Source organism: Sphingomonas sp. JUb134 (assembly GCF_004341505.2).
In the GTDB taxonomy this organism is placed as follows: Bacteria; Pseudomonadota; Alphaproteobacteria; order Sphingomonadales; family Sphingomonadaceae; genus Sphingomonas.
On the sequence record NZ_SLYP02000001.1, the window covers coordinates 165,591 to 188,845 of the forward strand.

25 protein-coding genes and 1 tRNA gene are annotated in these 23,255 nt (G+C 68.2%); 20 read left to right on the plus strand and 6 right to left on the minus strand.

The window, feature by feature from the left end; all coding sequences use genetic code 11:
* Positions 1–95: 95 nt before the first annotated feature.
* A complete protein-coding gene (locus tag EDF69_RS00730) occupies positions 96–3,002 on the minus strand; it encodes a M16 family metallopeptidase (protein WP_132883300.1) in 2,907 nt (968 codons plus the stop codon).
* 151 nt (positions 3,003–3,153) lie between these two features.
* Here EDF69_RS00730 and EDF69_RS00735 point away from each other — a divergent pair, with 151 nt between their 5' ends.
* The 14 genes from EDF69_RS00735 to EDF69_RS00800 all read left to right on the plus strand — a co-directional run bounded on the left by EDF69_RS00735 (position 3,154) and on the right by EDF69_RS00800 (position 15,424).
* The gene (locus EDF69_RS00735) at positions 3,154–3,972 is read left to right on the plus strand and encodes an aspartyl/asparaginyl beta-hydroxylase domain-containing protein (RefSeq protein ID WP_132883301.1); all 819 of its coding nucleotides are present in this window, start codon (positions 3,154–3,156) and stop codon (positions 3,970–3,972) included.
* A 31-nt stretch (positions 3,973–4,003) separates the two neighbouring features.
* A complete protein-coding gene (locus EDF69_RS00740) occupies positions 4,004–4,576 on the plus strand; it encodes a NifU family protein (RefSeq protein WP_132883302.1) in 573 nt (190 codons plus the stop codon).
* On the plus strand, positions 4,576–5,166 hold the full coding sequence (locus tag EDF69_RS00745) for a malonic semialdehyde reductase (RefSeq protein WP_204991281.1): 591 nt from the start codon (positions 4,576–4,578) through the stop codon (positions 5,164–5,166). Before EDF69_RS00740 ends, EDF69_RS00745 begins: the two co-directional genes overlap by 1 nt.
* 4 nt (positions 5,167–5,170) lie before the next feature.
* On the plus strand, positions 5,171–5,791 hold the full coding sequence (gene tsaB / locus EDF69_RS00750; protein WP_132883304.1) for a tRNA (adenosine(37)-N6)-threonylcarbamoyltransferase complex dimerization subunit type 1 TsaB: 621 nt from the start codon (positions 5,171–5,173) through the stop codon (positions 5,789–5,791).
* Complete coding sequence (gene rimI, locus EDF69_RS00755; protein ID WP_132883305.1) at positions 5,788–6,264, plus strand: ribosomal protein S18-alanine N-acetyltransferase; 477 nt, start codon at positions 5,788–5,790, stop codon at positions 6,262–6,264. Before tsaB ends, rimI begins: the two co-directional genes overlap by 4 nt.
* Before the next feature lie 124 nt (positions 6,265–6,388).
* Positions 6,389–6,799, plus strand: a complete 411-nt coding sequence (locus tag EDF69_RS00760) for a MucR family transcriptional regulator (RefSeq protein ID WP_125959299.1) — start codon at positions 6,389–6,391, stop codon at positions 6,797–6,799.
* Between the two features lie 120 nt (positions 6,800–6,919).
* On the plus strand, positions 6,920–7,342 hold the full coding sequence (locus EDF69_RS00765; protein WP_125959300.1) for a Fur family transcriptional regulator: 423 nt from the start codon (positions 6,920–6,922) through the stop codon (positions 7,340–7,342).
* A 4-nt stretch (positions 7,343–7,346) separates the two neighbouring features.
* Positions 7,347–8,096, plus strand: a complete 750-nt coding sequence (locus EDF69_RS00770; protein ID WP_339537487.1) for a lysophospholipid acyltransferase family protein — start codon at positions 7,347–7,349, stop codon at positions 8,094–8,096.
* A gap of 10 nt (positions 8,097–8,106) precedes the next feature.
* Complete coding sequence (miaB, locus tag EDF69_RS00775) at positions 8,107–9,432, plus strand: tRNA (N6-isopentenyl adenosine(37)-C2)-methylthiotransferase MiaB (protein ID WP_132883306.1); 1,326 nt, start codon at positions 8,107–8,109, stop codon at positions 9,430–9,432.
* 250 nt (positions 9,433–9,682) lie between these two features.
* Complete coding sequence (locus tag EDF69_RS00780) at positions 9,683–10,684, plus strand: PhoH family protein (protein ID WP_132883307.1); 1,002 nt, start codon at positions 9,683–9,685, stop codon at positions 10,682–10,684.
* 54 nt (positions 10,685–10,738) lie between these two features.
* Entirely contained in the window at positions 10,739–11,251 is a 513-nt protein-coding gene (gene ybeY / locus EDF69_RS00785; RefSeq protein WP_132883308.1) for an rRNA maturation RNase YbeY, read from the plus strand.
* 10 nt (positions 11,252–11,261) lie between these two features.
* Positions 11,262–12,185 (plus strand): hemolysin family protein, encoded by a 924-nt coding sequence (locus EDF69_RS00790; protein WP_132883309.1) that lies wholly within the window; start codon positions 11,262–11,264, stop codon positions 12,183–12,185.
* Between the two features lie 201 nt (positions 12,186–12,386).
* Positions 12,387–13,919, plus strand: a complete 1,533-nt coding sequence (locus tag EDF69_RS00795) for a catalase (RefSeq protein ID WP_132883310.1) — start codon at positions 12,387–12,389, stop codon at positions 13,917–13,919.
* Between the two features lie 170 nt (positions 13,920–14,089).
* Positions 14,090–15,424, plus strand: coding sequence for a PQQ-dependent sugar dehydrogenase (locus EDF69_RS00800; RefSeq protein WP_132883311.1), 1,335 nt, complete (start codon positions 14,090–14,092; stop codon positions 15,422–15,424).
* A 31-nt stretch (positions 15,425–15,455) separates the two neighbouring features.
* Here the strand turns inward: EDF69_RS00800 and EDF69_RS00805 are convergent, their stop codons facing one another.
* From EDF69_RS00805 to EDF69_RS00815, 3 genes are all read right to left on the minus strand, one after another.
* Positions 15,456–15,911 (minus strand): hypothetical protein, encoded by a 456-nt coding sequence (locus tag EDF69_RS00805; RefSeq protein ID WP_132883312.1) that lies wholly within the window; start codon positions 15,909–15,911, stop codon positions 15,456–15,458.
* 64 nt (positions 15,912–15,975) lie between these two features.
* Positions 15,976–16,278 (minus strand): polyhydroxyalkanoic acid system family protein, encoded by a 303-nt coding sequence (locus tag EDF69_RS00810; protein ID WP_132883313.1) that lies wholly within the window; start codon positions 16,276–16,278, stop codon positions 15,976–15,978.
* Between the two features lie 11 nt (positions 16,279–16,289).
* On the minus strand, positions 16,290–16,712 hold the full coding sequence (locus EDF69_RS00815; RefSeq protein WP_132883314.1) for a VOC family protein: 423 nt from the start codon (positions 16,710–16,712) through the stop codon (positions 16,290–16,292).
* Between the two features lie 81 nt (positions 16,713–16,793).
* Between EDF69_RS00815 and lnt the strand changes: the two genes are divergently transcribed.
* The 4 genes from lnt to EDF69_RS00835 all read left to right on the plus strand — a co-directional run bounded on the left by lnt (position 16,794) and on the right by EDF69_RS00835 (position 21,090).
* On the plus strand, positions 16,794–18,332 hold the full coding sequence (gene lnt / locus EDF69_RS00820; RefSeq protein ID WP_132883315.1) for an apolipoprotein N-acyltransferase: 1,539 nt from the start codon (positions 16,794–16,796) through the stop codon (positions 18,330–18,332).
* A 71-nt stretch (positions 18,333–18,403) separates the two neighbouring features.
* A complete protein-coding gene (metK, locus tag EDF69_RS00825) occupies positions 18,404–19,588 on the plus strand; it encodes a methionine adenosyltransferase (RefSeq protein WP_132883316.1) in 1,185 nt (394 codons plus the stop codon).
* Positions 19,589–19,684: 96 nt separating this feature from the next.
* The gene (locus EDF69_RS00830; RefSeq protein WP_132883317.1) at positions 19,685–20,779 is read left to right on the plus strand and encodes a hypothetical protein; all 1,095 of its coding nucleotides are present in this window, start codon (positions 19,685–19,687) and stop codon (positions 20,777–20,779) included.
* Between the two features lie 234 nt (positions 20,780–21,013).
* Positions 21,014–21,090, plus strand: a tRNA-Arg gene (locus EDF69_RS00835).
* Positions 21,091–21,109: 19 nt separating this feature from the next.
* Here the strand turns inward: EDF69_RS00835 and EDF69_RS00840 are convergent.
* Complete coding sequence (locus EDF69_RS00840) at positions 21,110–21,709, minus strand: phosphatase PAP2 family protein (protein WP_132883318.1); 600 nt, start codon at positions 21,707–21,709, stop codon at positions 21,110–21,112.
* 98 nt (positions 21,710–21,807) lie between these two features.
* On the opposite strand from EDF69_RS00840, the gene trmB reads away from it, so the two are divergent.
* A complete protein-coding gene (gene trmB, locus EDF69_RS00845; RefSeq protein WP_132883319.1) occupies positions 21,808–22,488 on the plus strand; it encodes a tRNA (guanosine(46)-N7)-methyltransferase TrmB in 681 nt (226 codons plus the stop codon).
* A gap of 8 nt (positions 22,489–22,496) precedes the next feature.
* Complete coding sequence (locus tag EDF69_RS00850) at positions 22,497–22,724, plus strand: hypothetical protein (RefSeq protein ID WP_125959314.1); 228 nt, start codon at positions 22,497–22,499, stop codon at positions 22,722–22,724.
* A gap of 207 nt (positions 22,725–22,931) precedes the next feature.
* Here the strand turns inward: EDF69_RS00850 and EDF69_RS00855 are convergent, their stop codons facing one another.
* Positions 22,932–23,207, minus strand: coding sequence for a hypothetical protein (locus EDF69_RS00855; RefSeq protein ID WP_204991283.1), 276 nt, complete (start codon positions 23,205–23,207; stop codon positions 22,932–22,934).
* Positions 23,208–23,255 lie beyond the last annotated feature (48 nt).

Genomic DNA, 23,255 nt, shown 5'->3' on the forward strand with positions numbered 1-23,255 from the left:
ACTATCGCCTAGCGTGCTCCTGCGCAGGCAGGAGCCCAGGGCCACAAGCGTGTCGCTCGTTGACCCGGGCCCCCGCTGCGCCGGACCCGACGAACTCAGTTCGCCTTTTTCTCCGGCACGACCACCAGCGACCAGTCCTTCTCCGGGCGCAGGTATTTCGCCGCGAGCGCCTGGATCTCGGCGGAGGTCGTCGTGCCGATGTCGGAGGCGATGGTGTTGATCGCGTCGATCCGCTTGGGGTCGAGCGTGCCGCCCGCGGTCTGCTGCATCCAGAACATGTTGCCGCTCGACACGCGCGCGATGAACTGCAGCACCGGCGCCTGTGCGCGCCGCAGTTCGTCCTCGGTGATCGGGTTCGCCACCAGGTCTGCCGCGATGCCGCGCGCCAGCTGGAAGAAGAAGTCCGTCTTGTCAGGCGGCACCGCACCGATCGCCAGGATCTTGCCGCCGCTCGGCAGGCCCACGGGCCAGTCGGTGGAAACGTTGGGCGTATAGCTCACCCCAGCCTCCGACCGCAGCTTGTCGAGCAACCGATCGCGGAAGATGGCGGCGAGCAGTTCCAGCTTGCGGCTTTCCGTCAGCCCCGCACTGCCACCGCCGGTCGGCCAGGCGATCACCGCGGCCGCCTGGTTGGGCTGGCCGGTATGGGTGCGCACGACGGGCGTCGCAACATGGTCCGGGAACCGCACGTCGACATTGCCCACCGGCGCCGCCGGCCGCGGCTTCAGCGCACCGAAGGTGCTGGCCACCGCAGCGATCGTGGCGTCGGCCGTGGTGTCGCCATAGACCTGTACCTCGATCGGGCCACTGGCGAGCAGCGGCTCCCAGAACGCGCGGAACCGAGCAGCATCCAGCCCCTCGATGTCCTTGCGATCGGGCGAGGCCCAGCGCGTGTCGCCGGCGTGGAGCAGGCCTTCCAGGTCGCGCTGGAGCACGCCCACCGGCGAGGAGGACTGGCTCTCGTAGCTGGCCAGCATCACCGCGCGGGCACGCGCCACGGGCTTGGGATCCCAGCCGGGGGAAGCGAGCTTGGTCGCGATCAGCCGGAGCTGGTCGTTGAGGTCGGCCGCCGTGGTGATGCCGCCCAGCACGAAGGCATCTTCCTGCATGCCGAAGGACAGGCCGATCTGGCGGTCGCCGGTCAGCTGGTCGAGCTCTTCCTGCCCGAACTTGCCGACGCCGCTCGCCACCAGCGCCAGATCGCCGGCGAAGGCGGGCGTCTGCTTGTTCGAAGGAAGCGCGCTCAGCCCGCGGCCGAAGCGGACCTGGACATAGACCTTGCCGGTTTCCGAGTTGTTCGGGAACATCAGCAGGTTGACGCCATTGGCGAAGCTCACCTTCTCGATCTGCGGATCGGTGAGCACCACGCTGCGGCCGGTGACCTTGCCGGGCGCGCCGAGCTTGGGAAGCTCGTCGAACTTCACGGTGCGCTGGGGCCCGCGCTTCTCGGCGGCTGCCGTCACATCCGCCTGGATCGCCGCTGCCAGCTTGTTGGCTGCGGACGGGTCCGGCGTCGGCGTGTTGACGAGCGCGCGGGTCTCGACGCCCTCGAAGACCTTGCGGGTCGCCGCCTGCACCTTGGCGGGGGTGAAGAACTTGCCGGCCACCGCACCGTCGAAGATGCGCAGCGACATCTCGGGTCCTGCGACCGTCTCGCGGATGTCGACCGCCTCCACCAGATTGTCGGCAAGCTTGGCGCCCGCATCGACGCGCGACGTCGCGACGGCATTTTCCATCGCCGCGCGGATCTCTCCCACCTCGCGGTCGATTTCCTGCTGCGAAGGCGGGTTGCGCAGGGCACTGGCGACGGTGGCGCGTACGTCGCGCACGGCCGCCTCCCAGTCGTTCCCCACCGGCATGATCGAGATCGCCGTGATGTTGGCCGAACGCGACACGTCTTCCAGGTCGGCACCCGCGCTGATGTAGCTGGCGCCCGCCCGCGCCCGGCTTTCCAGGCGGCGGTTGATGATGCGGATGGCGATCTGGTCGACCATGCGCTCCTGATTGAAGACGATGGTGTCGTTGCCGACGGTCCAGGGTCGCACCGTCGCCATCTGCACCAGCGTCGGCAGCGCCGGTTCGTTCACGACGGCGCTCAGCGGCCCGCCCGCCTTGGGCTTGCCGAGGTCCGGGTTCTGGGGGGCTGGCCCCTTGCCCTTCCAGCCGGAGAAATGCTTCACCACCGCCGCCTCGAGCAGCTTGGGATCGGCGTCTCCGGCAATCACCACCACGGCCCGGTCGGGGCGGTACCAGCGATCATGAAAGGCGCTCACCACGTCGGCCGTCGCCGCCTGCAGCGTCTCGACGTTGCCGATGGGCGAACGATCGGCGAGCGGCTGGCCGGCAAAGAACAGCGCGCGCGTCGCGTCGCCCAGCCGGAGCTGCGGACCCGGCTGCTCGCGCTGCTCGGCAAGCACCACCGGGCGCTCGGCATTGAGCGAGGCCGGGGTGATCGTGGGCTCGGCCATCATGCCGGCCAGGATCTTCATGCTCTCGTCCAGGCCTGCCTGGGTGGCCCCCGGAAGGTCGAGCTTATAGACCGTCTGGGTGAAGCTGGTCGCGGCATTGGTGTCCGAGCCGAACGTCACGCCCAGCCGCTGCCACACGCGCTTCGACTCGCCATCGGGCACATGCATCGAGCCGCGGAACGAGAGATGCTCCAAAAGGTGCGCGAACCCGCGCTCCTGCTCCGTTTCCATCAGCGAGCCCGCGTCGATCGCGACGCGGATGGCGATCTGCCCCGGCGGCACGCCGTTGTGGCGGACGGCGTAGCGCAGGCCGTTCGGCAACACCCCATAGGTCCAGGACCGGTCGGGCGGGATGTCGCTGCCCTTGAACAGCCAGGGGGTGTCCGGCCCCTGGGCCACGGGCTGCAACGGCGGCAGCTGCCGGCTCTGCTGCTGCGGTGCGGGCGGGGGCGCCGTCTGGGCGACGAGCGGCGTGGTGGCGATCAGGGCCAGAAGCGGCAGTGCGATCCGGCGTACGCGTACAGGGAATGCCATGCGCCAAGCGTAGCGGGCTTTTCCCAGCACCGCCAGCGCGGGCGACCAAGTGTTCGGAATCACCGGGAAACTGGCGGACACGATCTTCCACGCGACCGCCACCTTTTCGCCTTTTCTGCGGCGCAGCGTTGCAGGCTGAAGGGAGGGGGCAATGCACCGCGCAACACGACCGGCAGACGACGAGGCACGCGCTGCGCCGGCGACCGGCCAAGCACAGCATTCGCTCGTCCTGCGCGCGGGCAAGCGGCTGCGGCACGTCTTCGACCGGCTGATCCGCGCGTCCTCGCTGGTCTCCAACGCGCCGGTGCTGGACGTGCGCGCCTTTCCCTGGACCCGGGAGCTTCGCGGCCAGTGGCAGGCGATCCGCGACGAGGCGGAGCGGGTGGCGCTGCCGGAGGGTGCCGCTCCCCCGCTCGCCGCCATTTCGCCCGATCCCTGCACCCTCGCTGCCGTCGATCGGTGGCGGTCATTCGTGCTGTGCGGCTATGGCTATGACATGGACGCGAACCTCGCGCGCTGCCCGGTCACCGCCCGCGCGCTGCAAGGCATCCCCGGTCTCACCAATGCGATGTTCTCGATCCTGGCGCCGGGCAGCCATATTCCCGCGCACCGCGGCGTCACCAAGGGACTCATCACCTGCCACCTGGCGCTGGTGGTGCCGCGGGACGGCGACGTGCGCATGCGCCTCGACAATCGCGTACTGCGCTGGGCCGAGGGCGAGACCCTGGTGTTCGACGACACCTATGAGCATGAGGTGTGGAACGACACCGGCAGCACCCGCGTGGTGCTGCTGATTCAGTTCAAGCGGCCGCTTCGGCAGCCGGGCCGCTGGGTCGCGGACCTGCTGCTCGATCTGGTCCGTCGCTCGGCCTTCGTCCAGGAGGCGCGGCGCAACCTGCTCGCCTGGCACCGCGCCCCGCACGCCGGCGCATCGCCCGCCCCGAACGGATCGTTTCCGGCGTCCGCTTGATCCTGCCCCCCCGGCACGCCAAATGACGGTCATGTTGATCGAGACCGAACCGACGCCCAATCCCGCAACCCTGAAGTTCCTTCCGGGTCGGGTCGTGATGGAAACCGGCACCCGCGACTTCGCGACGCCTGAGGAAGCGGAAATCTCACCGCTTGCGGAGGCGATCTTCGCGCTGGGCGATGTGACCGGCGTGTTCTTCGGGCGCGACTTCGTCTCCGTCACCGCCGCACCCGGCGTCGAGTGGCCGAGCCTGAAGCCCGACGTGGTCGCGATCCTGCTCGACCATTTCTCGGCCGCGATGCCGCTGTTCCGCCAGGGCAGCGCCGGTTTTTCGGTGCCGTCGGCCGATAGCGACATCGTCGACAATCCTGAGGACGCCGACATCGTCGCGCAGATCCGCGAACTGATTGAGACTCGCGTGCGTCCGGCGGTCGCCAACGACGGCGGCGACATCGTCTATCGTGGCTTCGACAAGGGCAAGGTCTACCTCCAGATGCAGGGCGCCTGCTCGGGCTGCCCCTCCTCGAGCGCGACGCTCAAGAACGGCATCGAACAGCTTTTGAAGTATTACGTCCCCGAAGTGACCGAAGTGCGGGCCGTCTGATGGCGATGCTGGACGACGCCGCGCTCGACACGATCTTCCGCACCGCCCGCAGTCACACCCATTTCACCGACCAGCCGGTCACGCAGGCGGAACTGGAGGCGATCTGGGACCTGATGAAGATGGGGCCGACCTCTGCCAACCAGCTGCCGGCGCGGCTGGTGTGGTGCGTGTCGCCCGAGGCGCGCGAGCGGCTGGCCGTCTGCTGCAGCGACAGCAACGCGGACAAGGTTCGCCAGGCGCCCGTCGCGGTGATCGTCGGCATGGACACCGAGTTCCACGAGCATCTGCCCGAGCTGTTCCCGCATACGAATGCCAAGGCGTGGTTCGACGGCAATGCGGAGCTTCGCCAGGTGTCGGCCATGCGGAACTCGACGCTGCAGGGTGCCTATCTGATCATCGCCGCCCGCGCGCTCGGCCTGGACGTGGGTCCCATGTCCGGCTTCGACAATGGCGCGGTGGACAAGGCGTTCTTCACCGCAACCCCGGCCGTCCGCTCCAACTTCATCGCAGTGCTCGGCCATGGCGACCCGTCGCGGCTGCACGAGCGCTTGCCTCGACCGGCGTTCGACCGGTTCAACACGATCGCCTGATCCCTTGCGCACGCTGGTAATCGAGACCGCGACCGCCGCCTGCTCGGTGGCGGTGATGGAAGACGACCGCATCCTGGACTTCCGGCATGAGGTGGTCGGCCGCGGCCATGCCGAACGGCTGGTGCCGATGATCGCCGAACTTCCGGACGCCGGTCGCGCCGAGTGCATCCTGGTGGATTGCGGTCCCGGCAGCTTCACCGGCGTTCGGGTGGGGCTGGCGGCGGCACGGGGCCTAGCGATCGGCTGGGGGTCGCAGGTCTTCGGCTTCTCTTCCCTGGCGCTGATTGCGGCAGGGGCGTTCGACCGGCGGCTTTCGACCGACACGCTCGCCGTGGTACTGGAGGGCGGCCATGGCGAGGTGTTCGTGCAGGAGTTCACTGCCGATCCGTTGCGCGAAGCTGCCCCGTTCGCATCGCTGCGTCCCGAGGCTGCGCTGGAGCGACTGGCCGGACAGCTGGCCGTGGGTAACGGCGTGCGTCGGCTCCAGGCGCTCGACGCCGGCATCGCCGCCGCGGAAGCGCTGCCCGATGCGCGCGATGCGCGTCTTCTGCCGGCGGCGCTCGCCAGCCTGGCGCCCCGCCCCCTCTACGGCCGCGCGCCGGACGCGAAGCTGCCGCAGTCGTGAGCCGGACGCCGGGCCCCGTCACCCTGCGCGCCGGCTCGGTCGCCGATCTCGATGCGGTCTCGATCGTGATGCGCGAGGCGTTCGACGCCCGCTTCGGAGAGGCATGGACGCCTGCCCAGTGCCTGGGGATGTTGTCGCTGCCCGGCGTCTGGCTGACCCTGGCGGAGCAGGACGAGGGTATCGCCGGCTTCGCACTTTCCCGGGCGGTGATGGACGAGGGCGAACTCCTGCTGATCGCGACCCGCCCGGCAGCGCAAGGGCGCGGCGTGGGCGGCATGCTGCTGCGCTCCGTGATCGACGACGCGCGACGCCGGACGCTCTCGCGCTTGCATCTTGAGGTCCGCGCGGGCAATGCCGCCGTAGAGCTCTACAAGCGCGAAGGTTTCGCCAAAGTAGGCGAGCGGCCGCGATACTATCGGGGCCGGGCCGGAGAGGCTTTTGATGCGCACAGCTATGCGCGCACCATTCCCTGAACTGTAACGAAACAATTTGTTGCAAAAATTTCATCCTCACCGCTGTTGCGATTCAGTCGCACGGGGTGAATAGGTCCGAACGGGGACGGCGGTGTTTTGCCGTTCTTGTTGAAAGGGTAGTAGAATGGAAGTCCAGCAGCCGCCGGCCGACGCGCTGATCGCGTACACGGCCGATATCGTGGCAGCCCATGTCAGCAACAACAGCGTGTCGCTCGCCGACCTGCCGTCGCTGATCCAGAATGTTCACGGCGCGCTCACCACCCTGGGTGGCGCGAACACCGCACCCGAGGCGAAGCAGGAGCCGGCGGTGCCGATCCGCGCATCGGTGAAGCCGGACTTCATCGTCTGCCTTGAAGACGGTAAGAAGCTCAAGATGCTCAAGCGTCACCTGATGACGCACTATCAGATGACGCCCGACCAGTATCGCGCCAAGTGGGGTCTTCCGGCCGACTATCCGATGGTCGCCCCCAACTATGCCGAGCAGCGCCGCAGCCTCGCCAAGGCGATCGGCCTCGGCACCAACCGCAAGCGCTGATCTCCCCTCCACCGGTTTTGTGCCGTCCGTTCGCCGTGAGGGCGAAGGGGCGGCCAAGCCCGCTTCCCGAAGCGGCCACCATCCGCTAAATGTCGGGCTGCACTGAAAAACGGAGAAGGAATGCCGCGCAGGATCGACCTCGAGGCGCTGTGTCAGGAAAAGGGGCTGCGCATCACCGAGCAGCGCCGCGTGATCGCGCGCGTGCTGTCGGAAGCGGAAGACCATCCGGACGTCGAGAAGGTCTATGAGCGGGCCTCTGCCATCGACCCCGGCATCTCGATCGCCACCGTCTATCGCACGGTACGGCTGTTCGAAGAGGCGGGGATTCTCGACCGCCACGACTTCGGCGACGGACGCGCTCGCTATGAGCCCTCCCCCGAATCCCACCATGATCACCTGATCGACGTCGAGACCGGCAAAGTCATCGAATTCGTCGATCCGGAACTCGAGCTCCTCCAGAAGCAGATCGCCGAACGGCTGGGCTTCCGCCTCGTCGATCACCGCATGGAGCTCTATGGCGTCAGCCTCGACCGCAAGGGCTGATCCGGTGCCCGGCCTGGCCGGGCACGTCCGCTTCGCCGGGCGCCTGGCGGCAATCCTCGGCTGCCTGCTCGGCGCGCTGGCGCTGCATGGACTGTGGCGGCTGTTCCGCCGCCCCTCCCCTTGGCCGCCCCGTTTCCTCGGCGCCGTCGCCTGGCTTGCGGGGGCGCGCGTACGCGTCCTCGGGCGTCCGCTGAAACAGAACGTCCTGCTGCTCGCGAACCACCAGAGCTGGCTCGACATCCTCGCCATCGCCGGCGCGTCCGGCAGCACCTTTGTCGCCAAGGGCGAGCTCCAGTCGGCGCCACTCGTCGGCTGGCTGTGCCGCCTCAACGATACGCTGTTCGTGGAGCGGGGCGACCGCCTGGGAGTCGCCGCACAGGTGGCCTCCCTCCGCCGTGCCCTCGGCGGTCGCCCCGTCACCATCTTCCCCGAGGGCACCACCGGGGACGGCACGGCGATGCTGCCCTTCAAGGCGTCGCTGCTGGCGGTCGTCGACCCTGCCCCGCCCGGGCTTCGCGTCCAGCCGGTCGTCCTCGACTATGGAATCGCGACCCCCGAAGTGGGCTGGATCGGCGGCGAATCCGGCATCCACAACGCCGTGCGGCTGGTCTCGCGCGCCGGCACCATTCCGCTCACGATCCGCTTCCTCGAACCCTTCGATCCCGCGGGGCTCGGCCGCAAGGGGGTCGCGGCCGAGGCGCGGCGGCGGATGGAGGCGGGGCAAGCTGGCAGCGAAGGCCAAAGCGGCGTATAGGCCCGCCCCCATGAGCACGCCTCCAAAAAGCTTTCACGTCAAATCCTTCGGCTGCCAGATGAACGTCTATGACGGCGAGCGCATGGCCGAGTTGATGGCCGCGCAGGGCATGACCGCGACGACGGACGCGGCGGCCGCCGACCTGGTCGTGCTCAACACCTGCCACATTCGCGAGCGGGCGACCGAGAAGGTCTATTCGGACATCGGCCGGCTGCGCCGTGAGGACGGATCCCGCCCGATGATCGCGGTCGCGGGCTGCGTCGCGCAGGCCGAGGGCGCCGAAATCGCGCGCCGGGCGAAGGTCGACGTGGTGGTAGGCCCGCAGGCCTATCACAACCTGCCGTCGCTGGTTGCCGAGGCAGCCGGCGGCCGACTGGCGATCGACACGGACATGCCGCCTGAATCCAAGTTCGGCGCGCTCGCTCCCCGTCGGCGCTCGGGACCGACGGCCTTCCTGACCGTGCAGGAGGGTTGCGACAAGTTCTGCACCTACTGCGTCGTGCCCTACACCCGCGGTGCCGAAGTCAGCCGCCCCTGGGGCGCCCTGCTGGACGAGGCACGCGCGCTGGTGGATGCAGGCGCGCGGGAGATCACGCTGCTCGGGCAGAACGTGAATGCCTGGAGCGGCGAGGACGACACCGGCCGGATGCAGGGCCTGGACGGCCTCATCCGCGCGCTCGACCGGCTGCCCGGCCTCGCACGGATCCGCTACACGACCAGCCACCCCAACGACATGACCCAGGGGCTGATCGACGCGCACGGCGATGTCGAGAAGCTGATGCCCTATCTCCACCTGCCGGTGCAGTCGGGCAGCGACCGCGTGCTAAAGGCGATGAACCGCAGCCACACGCGCGACAGCTATCTGCGGCTGCTCGATCGGGTGCGTGCGGTGCGCCCCGACATCGCGCTGTCGGGTGATTTCATCGTGGGCTTCCCGGGTGAAACCGACGCAGAATTCGCCGACACGCTGAGGCTGGTCGATGCGGTCGGCTATGCGCAGGCGTTCAGCTTCAAATACAGCCCGCGGCCCGGCACCCCCGCGGCAGACTATGCGGGCCCGGTACCCGCCGAGGTCATGGACGACCGGCTGCAGCAGTTGCAGGCGGCGCTGCTGCGCGACCAGCAAGCGTTCAACGCGGCGGCAGTCGGGCGTGCCACCCAGGTGCTGATCGAGCGCCGGGGCAAGCTGCCGGGCCAGATGCTCGGCAAGTCGCCCTGGCTCCAGTCGGTCCATCTCCTCACGGAGGCACGGATCGGGGACCTGGTGGAGGTCGATCTGGTGGCCGCCGGCCCGGTGTCGCTGTCGGGGGCGGAGCGGGTCGCGCAAGCCGCCTGAGCGGTCTGCGCGTCTGCCCCCTAGGCTTTCGCACGGCAAAGCTTGGCGCCGGGGATCATGCTTCCCATATTCCCCCTGTCCGTGGATGCCCACCTCTGCCACATTCCCCCGGCATGCAGCCCGGCATTCTTCGCCCGCTCCGCTTCGGCGCAACCAACCACTGGCCGCGCACGTTCGTGGCGGCTGACGCTCGCATGTCTGTTCCGGGGGTAATGTCCGCCCCCTGCCGCATCCGCCACGAAAGGATCGCATGAGTCGCAAGCCCGTTCCCGCCCGCTCCGGCGATCGCAGCCGGGTCGAGGTCAGCTTCGACAAGCCCCAGTTGTTGCCCCGCCTGTTCGGCGAGTTCGACAGCAACCTGCTCGCGCTCGAAGAGCGGCTGGGCGTCTATATCACCGCGCGCGGCGATCGCGTGGGGATCGAGGGATCGGCCGATTCGGTCGCCCGCGCGCGAGAGGTGCTTCAGGAGCTGCACCACCGCATCCTGCGCGGCGAGGACGTGGACACCGGCCTGATCGACGCGGTGATCGCGATGGCCGACCAGCCCACGCTCGACGGGATCGTGCGTGCAGACGGGGGTGGCGCAGCGTCGTCGATCATGATCCGGACGCGCAAGAAGACGATCGTGCCACGCACCGCGGCGCAGGCCTCCTACATGCGCCAGCTCGTCGGCCACGACATCATCTTCGCGCTCGGGCCGGCGGGTACCGGCAAGACCTATCTCGCGGTCGCCCAGGCGGTTGCGCAGCTGATCACCGGTTCGGTCCAGCGCCTCATCCTGTCGCGTCCGGCGGTGGAGGCCGGCGAGAAGCTGGGCTTCCTGCCCGGCGACATGAAGGAGAAGGTCGATCCCTATCTGCGTCCGCTGTACGACGCGCTGCACGACTGCCTGCCCGCCGAGCAGGTCGAGCGGCGGATCGCGAGCGGCGAGATCGAGATCGCGCCCATCGCGTTCATGCGCGGCCGCACCCTCGCCGATGCCTTCGTGATCCTGGACGAGGCGCAGAACACCACGCCCGCCCAGATGAAGATGTTCCTGACCCGCTTCGGCCAGAACAGCCGGATGGTGGTGTGCGGCGACCCGAACCAGACCGATCTGCCCGGGGGCGTTTCCGCCTCCGGCCTCGCCGACGCGACCGCACGGCTGGAGGCGGTGGAGGGGATCGCCTTTGCCCGCTTTGGCGCTGCCGACGTGGTCCGCCACCCGATCGTCGGACGCATCGTCGAGGCATACGAAGGGAAGGACGCTTGACCGGCGGCACCGCCCGGCTACCCGTCGCTGCTGCCGACAACCGGAAGACGATGCATGCTTGATATCGCGGTTCTACCAGAGGGCGACTGGCCCGCCGATGTGGACTGGGAGGCGTTGGCCACCCGCGCCGCGGAAGCGGCGTTCGCGCGCACGCCTTACGCGGGCTGGTCCACCGATCCGGCGGTGATCGAGGTGGCGATCCGCCTCACCTCGGACGAGGAGGTGCACGGCCTCAACCGCCAGTATCGCGGCAAGGACAAGCCGACCAACGTGCTGTCCTTCCCGATGATCCAGCCGGACCTGCTCGACACCGTCACGCAGAACTCCGACGACGGCGAAGTGCTGCTGGGCGACATCGTGCTCGCGCATGGCGTGTGCGTGGCGGAGGCGGAGGAGCGCGGGATTTCGGTCGCGGATCACGCAACCCACTTGATTGTCCATGGTTGCCTGCACCTGCTAGGCTACGACCATCAGGACGACGCCGAGGCGGAGGCGATGGAGGATATCGAGCGCCTCACGCTGCGCCAGCTCGGCCTGCATGATCCCTATCACGTTCGCGAGGATTGACGAGACTTCCATGCCAGAAGGTTCCAGTAGCGCCGCCCCGGGGGGCGACAGTAGCCAGGCCGCCGGAGAGGGCGGCGTATGGCGGGGCATCCGCGCCCTGCTGTTCGGCGAGGAACACAACGAGACGCTTCGCGGGCGGATCGAGGAAGTCATCACGGAGCATGAGGAGGAAGAGGCCCGGCCGGTCGCCGGCGACCTTTCCCCGATCGAGCGGCAGATGGTCCGCAACATCCTCCACTTCGGCGAGCGCGACGCAGGCGACATGGGCGTGCCGCGCGCGGACATCGTCGCGGTGGAAGAGTCGACGCCCTTTTCCGAACTGGTCCAGATCTTCGCAGAGGCCGGGCACAGCCGGCTCCCCGTCTATCGCGAGCGGCTCGACCATGTGATCGGCATGATCCATGTGAAGGACGTGTTCGCGATCCTGGCGCGCGAAGGCGCGCCGCCTGCAAGCATCACCGACCTGATGCGCCAGCCGCTCTACGTCCCCCAGTCGATGGGGACGCTCGACCTGCTCGCGCAGATGCGCGCCAGCCGCACCCATCTGGCGGTGGTGCTGGACGAATATTCGGGCACCGACGGGCTCATCACGATCGAGGATTTGATCGAGGAGATCGTCGGCGAGATCGAGGACGAGCACGACGAGGCGCCGGCAGCGCTGCTGGTGCCGATCGACGGCGGCGGCTGGGACGCGGACGCCCGCGCCGAGCTGGAGGATGCAGCCGAGCTGATCGACCCGCGGCTGGGCGAGGTGGAGGAGGACGTCGAGACGCTGGGCGGTCTCGCCTTCGTGCTCGCGGGTCACGTTCCCAAGCCCGGCGAACGACTGTTGCACTCCAGCGGCTGGACGCTGGAGATCATCGACGGCGATGATCGACGGGTCACGCGCCTGCGCCTCCACCCCCCGGTTGCCGAAGCGGCGGTCGAGGAATAGCTCCGCCGCCTGCTGGCTGGCAGGCGGACCCGGCACCCTGGCCTCGCCGGGGTGCCGACCCGATTACACCCGCGCAAAACTCCGTCTGCCGCGGCTATTCCCACTAGCATCGATGTTTTCGATCACGCTGGGCACTTCTATGCGTTTGAGTCATTCCCTCGGCTGCGGCACCAACGTGCCCGGACGATCAGGAGACATGCCATGGCAGATGCCGAAAAGAAGCGACCGACGCTCACCACCTCCGCGGGTGCCCCGGTCGGCGACAACCAGCATTCTCTCACCGTGGGCCGGTTCGGCCCGTTGCTGCTGCAGGATTATCAGCTGATCGAAAAGCTGACCCACCAGAACCGCGAGCGCATCCCCGAGCGGGTGGTGCACGCCAAGGGCTGGGGCGCGTTCGGCACCTTCACCGTCACCCACGACATCAGCAAGTACACCAACGCCAAGATCTTTTCCGAAGTCGGCAAGCAGACCGAGATGCTGCTGCGCTTCTCGACCGTTGCCGGCGAGCAGGGTGCAGCCGATGCCGAACGCGACGTGCGCGGCTTCAGCTTCAAATTCTACACCGAGGAGGGCAACTGGGACCTCGTCGGCAACAACACGCCGGTGTTCTTCGTGCGCGATCCGCGCAAATTCCCGGACTTCATCCGCACGCAGAAGCGCCACCCGCGCACCAACATGCGTTCGCCGACCGCGATGTGGGACTTCTGGAGCCTCGAGCCCCAGTCGATGCATCAGCTACTGATCCTGATGTCGGACCGCGGCCTGCCGCAGGGCCCGCAGTACATGAACGGCTATGGCAGCCACACCTATTCCTTCTGGAACGACGCGGGTGAGCGCTATTGGGTGAAGTTCCACTTCAAGACCCAGCAGGGCCACAAGTTCTACACCAATGCCGAGGCGGCCGAGGTGATCGCCAAGAGCCGCGAGAGCTTTCAGGAGGAGATCTACGGCACGATCCACCGCGGCGAGTTCCCGAAGTGGAAGATGTTCGTCCAGATCATGCCCGAGGAAGACGTGGGCAAGCACTGGTACAACCCGTTCGATCTGACCAAGGTCTGGCCGCACGGCGACTATCCGCTGGTCGAGGTCGGCGAGGTCGAGCTGAACCGGAACCCGGACAACTACTTCGCGCAGATCGAGCAGGCGGCGTTCAGCCCGTCCAACGTCGTGCGCGGGATCAGCTTCTCGCCGGACAAGATGCTGCAGGCGCGCATCTTCTCCTATGCCGACGCCCATCGTCATCGCCTGGGTACGCATTACGAGGCGCTGCCGGTCAACCGGCCGCACTGCCCGGTCCACACCTATCACAAGGACGGGCTGCTGCGGTTCATGGAGGACGTGAACCAGGACTATCCGGACGCCTATTACGAACCCAACTCGTTCGGCGGCCCGGTCGAGGACCCGCGCTACAAGGAGCCGCCGCTGAAGGTGGAGGGCACCGCCTGGCATTGGGACCACAGCGAGGGCAATGACGACTTCCGCCAGCCGCGTGACCTGTGGAACCTGTTCGACGAGGACCAAAAGGTGCGGACCGCCAGCAACATCGCCGAGGCGATGCACGGCATCCCGCAGTTCATCATCGATCGCCAGATGGGCCATTTCGAGGCCGTCGATGCGAACCTCGCCGAGCGGGTGCGCGAGCGCCTCGCCACGATGAGCAAGTCGGAGGAGGACCGCGAAACCCAGAAGGACATGGATCGCATGGCCCTGTCCGACGCGGGACCGCGCTAACTCATACCGGATCGCGGGGCGGCTCTCCCCCCATTCCTGCCGCCCCGCCTGCGCTGTCGCACCGATCCCGTGCGACAGCGTGAGGCGCCGCCGCCGACGGAACTCTCCCATCCGTCAGCGGCGGCGCTTTTCATGTTGCGTGCAGGTCCGCAGCCCCTAATCCTCCGGCCATGCGCAAACACCTGCTCCGCCTTGCCGCCATTCTCCTTGTCCTGCTGCTCGCGCTGGGGTGGTGGCTGTTCAGCCCCGATCGCGCGGAGCTGCCCGAGGACGCGGTGACGGGTGCCCAGCCGCGCTTGAGCCGCGCACGCGAGCAGACCATCCCCACCGTCCGCATCGCCAAGCCGATCGGCTGGACCGGCGACACAATGCCGACCCCGGCGCAGGGGCTGCGCGTCCAGCCGTTCGCACGCGGGCTCGACCATCCGCGCTGGCTCTATCGCCTGGCGAACGGCGATGTGCTGGTGGCGGAGAGCAACTCGCCCCCGCGCGAGGGCGGCGGGCTCAAGGGCTGGGTGATGAAGCTGTTCATGGGCCGGGCGGGCGCAGGCGTGCCTTCCGCCAACCGGATCACGCTGCTGCGCGACGTGGACGGCGACGGCGTTGCCGAACAGCGCTCGGCGCTGCTGACCGGGCTCAACTCCCCCTTCGGGATGGCGGTGATGGGCGACTGGCTCTACGTCGCCAATACCGATGCGCTGGTGCGCTTCCCGTTCCGCGTGGGGCAGACGCGCATCACCGCGAAGGCGGAGAAGGTCGTGGACCTGCCGGGCGGCGGCAACCACTGGACGCGCAACGTCGTGGCGAACCCTGAAGGCAAGACGCTGTTCGTGACGGTCGGCTCGGCCTCCAACATCGCCGAGGACGGGCTGGAGATCGAGAAGAACCGCGCAGCGATCCTGGAGGTCGACCCGCTGGTGAAGAAGTTCCGCATCTATGCCAGCGGGCTGCGGAACCCGAACGGCATGGCGTTCGAGCCCAACAGCCGGGCGCTGTGGACCGTCGTCAACGAGCGCGACATGATCGGCTCGGACATGCCGCCCGACTATATGACGCGGGTGGAGTTCGGCGGCTTCTACGGCTGGCCCTGGCATTACTGGGGCGGCTATGTCGACGACCGCGTCCAGCCGCAGCGGCCCGACCTGCGCGAATACACGGCGCGGCCGGACTATGCGCTGGGCGCCCATACTGCCTCGCTCGGCCTCGCCTTCGCCGGCGATGCGAAGCTGGGGTCGCGCTTCGCAAGCGGCGCGTTCATCGGCCAGCACGGGTCCTGGAACCGCGTACCGCCATCGGGCTACAAGGTCGTGTTCGTACCGTTCGCGGCCAACGGCTTCCCGGTGAAGGGCGCCAAGCCCGTCGATGTCCTGACCGGCTTCCTGGACCAGGACGGCAAGGCGCGCGGCCGTCCCGTGGGGGTGATCACCGATCGCAGCGGCGGATTGCTCGTCGCCGATGACGTCGGGAACGTGATCTGGCGGGTGAGCGCGGCCGCGGGGCGCTGAACCCCGCAGACCGTGTTGCCGTGCCGGCAGCCTAGCGGCCGGCGCGCTTCACCTCGGGCAGGGTCAACAGCTGCTCGCGCGTCAGCGCAGGGGCGCGCAGATGCCACTGGTCGCCCACCGCGACCGGCTCGATTCCCTTGAGAGGCAACAACACCTCGCGATCGTCCGGCTGGGATTCGATCTCCACCACCAGGCCGTTGACGCTGCCCTGCGCGTCGGTGGTCACCCGGTCCACCTCGCCGAGCTTGGCATTGCCGGCACCGAGCAGGTCCGCATCCTCCAGCTGCTCCTTGGTCATGCCAAAGGCGGTCCCGGGGCCGCTCGCGGTCGGGATCGTCGGGGCACTGCCGGTCGGCGGCGCCTCGACCACGCCGTTGTCGGCGATCTGGGTCCCGACCGGGAGCGCGACCTGGTTCTCGGTCGAATCCCGGTCCGAACAGCCTGCCAGCGCCGATGCCGCAGCCAGCACGAAAAGCGGTGCCTTCATGAGCTTCTCCTAACCCTTGTTCAACCGAAACGAGCCCGTGGCGGTTCCGTGCGGCGCCCGATCGCTACTTGAGCAGGACGGGCCCGTCCTTCTGAAGCTTGGCGCGGATCTTGTCGGCGAACAGGCGCAGGAAAGGCGGCAGGTCGAGTTCGGCGCGGACCCGATCCTCGAACAGCTCGAGCCGGCTTGCCACGCGCTGCCCCATCGCCTGCACCGTGAAGGAAAGGGCGTCACCCTCCCAATGCTGTTCCGTCACCGTGCCGCCCGGGAACATGCCGGCGAGCTTGCCGATCCCCGCCTCGATGCGGGTACGCGCCCCCTCCCGGCCGAGCTTGTGGGGAATGTCGACGGTAACGGGTTCAGCCACGCGTAAATCCTTTAACTTGCGAACAGCATTGAATCATGGGCGAACGCCTTGAACTCCAAAGCGTTTCCGGACGGGTCGCGGAAGAACATCGTTGCCTGCTCGCCCGGCTGCCCCTTGAAGCGGACGTGCGGCGCGATGCCGAACTCGATACCGGCCGCCTCCACCCGGGCGGCGAGTGCCTCCCAGTCGGCCATGCGCAGCACGACGCCGAAGTGCGGTACCGGCACCTGATGACCGTCGACCGCATTGCTGGTCGCCTGCGGCCGGGCATCGGGGTCGAGGTGCGCGACGATCTGGTGCCCGCCAAGATCGAAGTCGATCCAGTGGTCGCTGCTGCGCCCCTCGCCGCAGCCCAGCACGTCCCGATAGAAGGTGCGTGCCGCCGCCAGATCGTGGACCGGAAAGGCGAGGTGGAAGGGGCGAAGCTCGTCCATGGCGCGAGCCTAGCGGATCGAGCGCGGGCGTACACGCGCGAACTGCTTGCCCGCACCGGCAAAGCGAACGATATCCGCGCCGTGCGTTTCCCCCCTGCCCTGCTCGTCCTCCTCGCCGGTGCCGTCTCCGCGCTCGGCTTCGCGCCCCTCGAATGGTGGCCGCTGACGCTCGCCGCTTTTGCGCTGTGGCTGCACTGCGTCCATGCCGCGCCCAGCCTGAAATCCGCGCTGTGGCGTTCCTGGCTGTTCGGCGTGGCGCATTTCACCATCGGCAACAACTGGATCCAGCACGCTTTCGACTATCAGGATCGGATGCCGCCGGCCCTCGGCTATTTCGCGGTCGTCGGGCTTGCGCTCTATCTCGCGGTGTATCCGATGCTCGCCGGCGGCCTCGTCTGGCGGCTGGGACACCGGGAGGCACGGCCGGACGTCGGGTTCGCGCTGATCGCGGGCGCCGCCTGGATCGCGACCGAGTGGCTGCGCGCGGTGATGTTCACCGGCTATGCCTGGAATCCGATCGGTGTCATCTGGCTGCCGGTGCCGGGCCTTGCGCATCTGGCTGCCTGGGTAGGGACCTATGCCTTGTCCGGGTTGACGGTGATGGCAGCCGGCGCACTGCTGCTGGCATGGCACCGCCGCTGGCAGTTTCCGGCCGGGGTCGCCGTTGCGGGACTTGCGCTCACGGTCGGGTGGCCGCTGCTGCATGCCGCCGATCCGCCCCTTCCGGACGATGCACCGCGCGTGCGCGTGGTCCAGCCTAACATCGGGCAGGAGCATGTCGCCGACGACGGCTATGCCGCCGAGGTGTTCGATCGCTTGCTGCGGCTGAGCGGACGCCCCGGGCCCGCCCCGCGGCTGGTCGTCTGGCCGGAGGGGACGCTCAACTATTATGTCGAGGATGGGTATCCGCCTTATTGGTACGACGCCAATCCGGCGCTCGTCCGCGCGCAGATCGCCCGCCTGCTCGGGCCCCGCGACGCCGCGCTGGTTGGCGGCACCGCGCTGTTCTTCGATCCGCGCGGCCAGGTCGCCTCGGCAGGCAACTCGGTGTTCTCGGTGCTGCCGGACGGTCGCCTCGGCGGCCGCTACGACAAGGCGCATCTGGTTCCCTATGGCGAATATCTCCCGATGCGGCCCCTTCTCCAGCCGCTCGGCCTCTCCCGCCTGGTAATGGGCGACATCGACTTTGCGCCGGGTCCCGGACCGCGCTCCGTGCCCGTGCCGGGCTTCGGCTCCGTCGGCATGCAGATTTGCTACGAGATCATCTTTTCCGGCCAGGTGGTGGACCGCGCCCATCGCCCGCGGCTGCTGTTCAACCCGTCCAACGATGCCTGGTTCGGTGCCTGGGGGCCGCCCCAGCACTTGGCGCAGGCGCGCATGCGTGCGATCGAGGAGGGGCTGCCCATCCTGCGCTCCACGCCGACCGGCATCTCGGCGATCATCGACGCCGACGGGCGGCTGCTGGCGACGATCCCGCAGGGTCGCGCCGGCGCGATCGAGCTGCCGTTGCCGGCTGCCCATCCGCCGACGCTGTTCGCCCGCTTCGGCAACGGCATCGCCGCGATAGTGGCCCTTTTCCTTGCCCTCGCGGCCGTTGCCATCCGTCGGCGCAACCGCTAGGGCGCGGTATATAAGGAAAGCTTTATATCGGCATGGCAACGGCCGCGCTTTCCCATAGAAAAGGGAAATCCATGCGTTCCAACTATCTCTTCACCTCCGAATCCGTCTCCGAAGGCCATCCCGACAAGGTCGCGGACCAGATCTCCGACGCCGTCGTCGACCTGTTCCTGTCGCGCGACCCCGTCGCCCGCGTCGCCTGCGAGACCATGGTCACGACTCAGCGGATCGTGCTGGCCGGCGAGGTGCGCTGCAGCCAGGACGTGTTCCCGACCCTCGACGAGATCGAGAAGGTCGCGCGGGATACGGTGAAGAAGATCGGCTACGAACAGCACGGCTTCCACTGGCAGACCGCCGAGTTCGCCTGCCACCTCCACGGCCAGTCCGCGCACATCGCGCAGGGCGTCGACGAGAGCGGCAACAAGGACGAGGGTGCCGGCGACCAGGGCATCATGTTCGGCTTCGCCTGCGACGAGACGCCCGATCTGATGCCGGCGACGCTCTATTACTCGCACCGCATCCTGGAGAAGCTGGCGCAGGATCGCCACGCCAATGTCGTCGACTTTCTGGAGCCGGACGCCAAGAGCCAGGTGACGCTCAAGTATGAGAACGGCCGCCCGACTGGCGCGACCGCGCTCGTCGTGTCGACCCAGCACAGCAAGGCGCTGTCCAGCGATGCCGGCCAGAAGCAGCTGCGCGACTATGCGATGACGGTATTCGAGGACGTCCTGCCGCAGGGCTGGATGCCGGCCGACCAGTCGCAGATCTACGTGAACCCGACCGGCCTGTTCGAGATCGGCGGCCCCGATGGTGACGCAGGGCTCACCGGCCGCAAGATCATCGTCGACACCTATGGCGGTGCGGCCCCGCATGGCGGCGGCGCGTTCTCGGGCAAGGATCCGACCAAGGTGGACCGTTCGGCGGCCTATATCAGCCGCTACCTCGCCAAGAACATCGTCGCGGCAGGCCTCGCCAAGCGCTGCACGATCCAGCTGTCCTATGCGATCGGCGTCGCCGAGCCGCTGTCGCTCTATGTCGACACGCACGGCACCGGCACCGTCGAGGAATCGAAGATCGAGGCGGTTCTGCCCAAGCTGGTGCGCCTGACCCCCAAGGGCATCCGCACCCACCTGGGCATGAACAAGGCGATCTACCTGCCGACCGCCGCCTATGGCCACTTCGGCCGCAAGGCAGAGGGTGACCTCTTCACCTGGGAAAAGACCGACCTGGTCGACGCGCTCAAGGCCGAGCTGGCCTGAGCTACCGGAAGGCGGGGCGGCGCAGGGCTGCCCCGTCTTAGCTTGTGCCCTTCCCCCAGCGGTGGCAGCTTTGCCGGCACCAGGGGGAGAGGGACGATGAAACGCGTTTTGGCGGCCACGCTGGCATTCGCCGCGGCTGCAATGATATCGGGCACGCCTGCCGCAGCCCAGCAGGCCACAGACCTCAAGGTCTCTGCCGGCAAACCCTACAAGCACAAGCTCAGCGGGCTTCGCTTGCCGGCCACCCTGGCAGGCGCGCCCCGCATTAAGGCGATCGCGATCGGCGAAGATCTGCTCGACGTCTCGGCCAGCTACGAGAGCTCCGACCGCGCCGAGTTGCTGAGCCTTTACGTCTACCGCCAGGCAAGCGGTGCGCTACCGGTGTGGTTCGATCGCGCGCGCTGGGCAGTCGAGAACCGGTCGGACGTCTACGGCAAGCCCGTCGCAGCGGTGGGCGCGCCTAGCTTCGTGCCCCCGGGCCAGCAGACGGCAAGCGGCCTGATCGCCACCTACACGCTCAACAAGGGTCCGTATCGGAGCACCGGCGTCGCCATCCTCCCGTTCGGCGCCTGGCTGGTGAAACTGCGCTACTCATCCAAGACTATGGAAGCCGCGAGCCTCGCCACGGCGATGCGCACGGCGCTTGCCGAGCTCGAATGGCCAGGCACCGTTCCCACGGCACCCCCAGCCGTTCCGATTACCGACTGTTCCACGCCGCTGGCAGCGTCCGGCAAGTCCCGGCCCGTGCCTGCCGATTTCAAGGCGATGTTGATGACGGCCCTCGTCGGCGCAGCCGCGAGGACCTCCTCGATGGAGGATGCCCCCTCCACCCGCTCCGTTTCCTGGTGCCGAGACACGACGGCCCTGAAGGAAGGCACCGTCTATCGGCCGGATTCTGCAACCGACCGCTATCTGATCGCTCTGTCCGATGCCGGGCGCGGCGTGCTTGTCGATCCGAGCCCAGCCAACAGCCTGCCCTTGGAGGGCAAGCCCGCGGCACCTAGCTGGAACGTTGCCTTCGTCGATCTCGGCACCACCGCCTATTTCCAGGCACAGGATCGGCTTCCTTCCCCATCGCACGTGTTGAAGCAGGTCGTCAGGGGCTCGGTCAGCTCGCGCGTCGTTACTCACGGCAAAAAGCGGGACATCGACATCAGTCGCGGAGCCCTGGGCAATCCCTCCGCGAAATAGGCCCGCCCCGGGGCCGCCGGGAACGGCCTTTCCTCTCGGCAAAGGCGGCAATCATCGCCCGGCAGTGCCACTGTGGGGAAGATTGCGGCTTTTGGCGACGCTTCCGCCAAACACCGGAGCTCCCGAAAACCCCGTTCTCCCGTTCCGCTGCATTCCCGCTGGCAAAAAATGTGGCCGCCCCGCCTCGAAAGACTTGCGCCCGAGTCCGGGGGCGGATAGGGGACCGCCTCCCAAGCGCCCGTAGCTCAGCTGGATAGAGCATCAGACTACGAATCTGAGGGTCGGACGTTCGAATCGTTCCGGGCGCGCCATTTTCCTACATCTACGTCTTCACGCCGACGGCACCCGCTCGGGCGCCGCGTCGGGGAAGATCCGCGCGACCAGCGCTTCCGAACCGACGCCGATCGCTGCTCCTGCGAGGACGTCGATCGGAAAGTGCGAGCCGGTCGGCAGTTGGAGCGCGCCGGTCGCCACCGCCGCTGCATAGGCGGGACCGCTAGCGCCTGGATATTCCCGCAGGATCGCGCGGCTTACCGCCATCGCCCCCGCCGTGTGGCCTGAGGGGAAGGAATTGTGCGGCCCCTCGTTGCGGTCGCCCCGTGTGAGCCGGTGATCATGGTCGCTGCTGAACAACCGCGGCCGTGCGCGATCGACCCTGCGCTTGATCGCGGCCTTGATCGCCGTGGCCGCGAGATGGCTGGCTAGCATGCGCGCGCCCGTGCGTGCGAGGCGGCGATCGCCCCGTGCCGCACCGACTGCTGCCGTGCCGATCGACAGCGCGATCAGCGGCGGCTGGTCGGCAAGCTCGCGCACCAGCTTCAGCGCACGCACCACGACGTGGTCGTGCCATTCGGCAGCGGCGTGCCCTGCCTTGATGTCGACGCGCTCCAACTCGTGCGCCAGCGCCTTGCCCGTCCTGCCCTTGCTCATTCGTCGCCTTCCATGGGTGCGCACGAACAACCCCTGGGAGCATGGCAGGCTCCATCGGCGCTTGGAGCCAGCGCGGCGGGCGGCTACAGCCCCGCGCCATGACCGATCCGACCTCGATCCGCCGCCTCTACGGCCGCCGCCAGGGACACAAGCTGCGCCAGGGCCAGGCCGCGCTGGTGGAAGACCTGCTCCCCGTCGTCAGCATCCCCGACGAAGGCCCGCTGGATGCGCAGACGCTGTTCGGCGACATACGTCCGCTGGAGTTCGAGATCGGCTTCGGCGGCGGCGAGCACCTCGCAGGCCAAGCGGCGATGCGGCCGGATCATGGCTTCATCGGCTGCGAGCCGTTCCTGAACGGCGTCGTCGGGGCGCTCAACCACATCCGCGACGCGGAGCTGGAGAACGTCCGGCTGCACATGGGCGACGCGCTGGAGGCGCTGGAGCGGCTGCCCGACGCCAGCCTCGAGCGCGTCTACCTCCTCCACCCGGATCCCTGGCGTAAGGCACGCCATGCCAAGCGCCGCATGGTCAACGACGGTCCGCTCGACATGATCGCCGCCAAGCTGAAGCCGGGCGGCGAGTTTCGCCTCGGCACCGACGACCCGACCTATTGCCGCTGGTCGATGATGGTGATGCGCGGGCGCCGCGACTTCGCTTGGGCTGCCGAGACGGCGCAGGACTTTCTCACCCGCCCGGCCGACTGGCCGGAGACGCGCTATGAGCGCAAGGCGCGGCGCCAGGGGCACGAGGTCTGGTACTTCCGCTACCTGCGGCTATGAGCGCTGGGATGACCGCTGCCGACCTGCTGGACCTGTTCGTCACGACCCTGGTGCGGGATGCGGGCGGCACGCGCCGGCACTGGCGGCTGGTGATCGGCCAGGTCACCGTCCACAGCCTGGACACGCACGCGCACTGCAACTGGTCGATCCACCCGTCGGGCAACGCCGCCGCGGTCGAGGCGGTGGAGCGGGTCGCCGACGACCTGCGCGAGCGGCATCCGATCGTACGGGGATAGGTCAGGCACTCCCTTTCCCCTCTTCCATTTGTCTCGGCTAGCCTTGGAGCCCGTCGAGACCGCGTATCGAGAGGCCGGTTGCGGGGCATCTCTCGATACGGGTTCTCGACAAGCTCGATCCCTACTCGAGACAAACGGGGAAGTATCGGCTCGGTCTTCAAGTGGATGCCGATGCCGGCTGACCGCTCCGGCCGCCGAAGCGCGGCCTCAGTCCGTGTTCGACCCCGTCCCGGCATTGGCGTTGGCGCCAGTCTTGCCCTCGCCTTCGCTGCCTTGGCCCGGACCGCGATAGTCGATATCCGTCTGGCCGCCATGGCCCAGGAAGCCGCTCTGCTTCTCTTCCTTCCCCGTGTGGGGGTTGGGATAGGCGCCGCCGCCGCTCTCGCCGCCGGCATTGCGGCCGTTCACCCGCTCCTGGTCGACGCCGTCCTTGCCCTCTGCCACGCCCTTGCCGGCTGCCTGCATCGGTTGCTTGTCGCTCATGGTCCGTCTCCTCGGAATCTCTCCTTTCCGAACCAGTGCCGGCGGCGA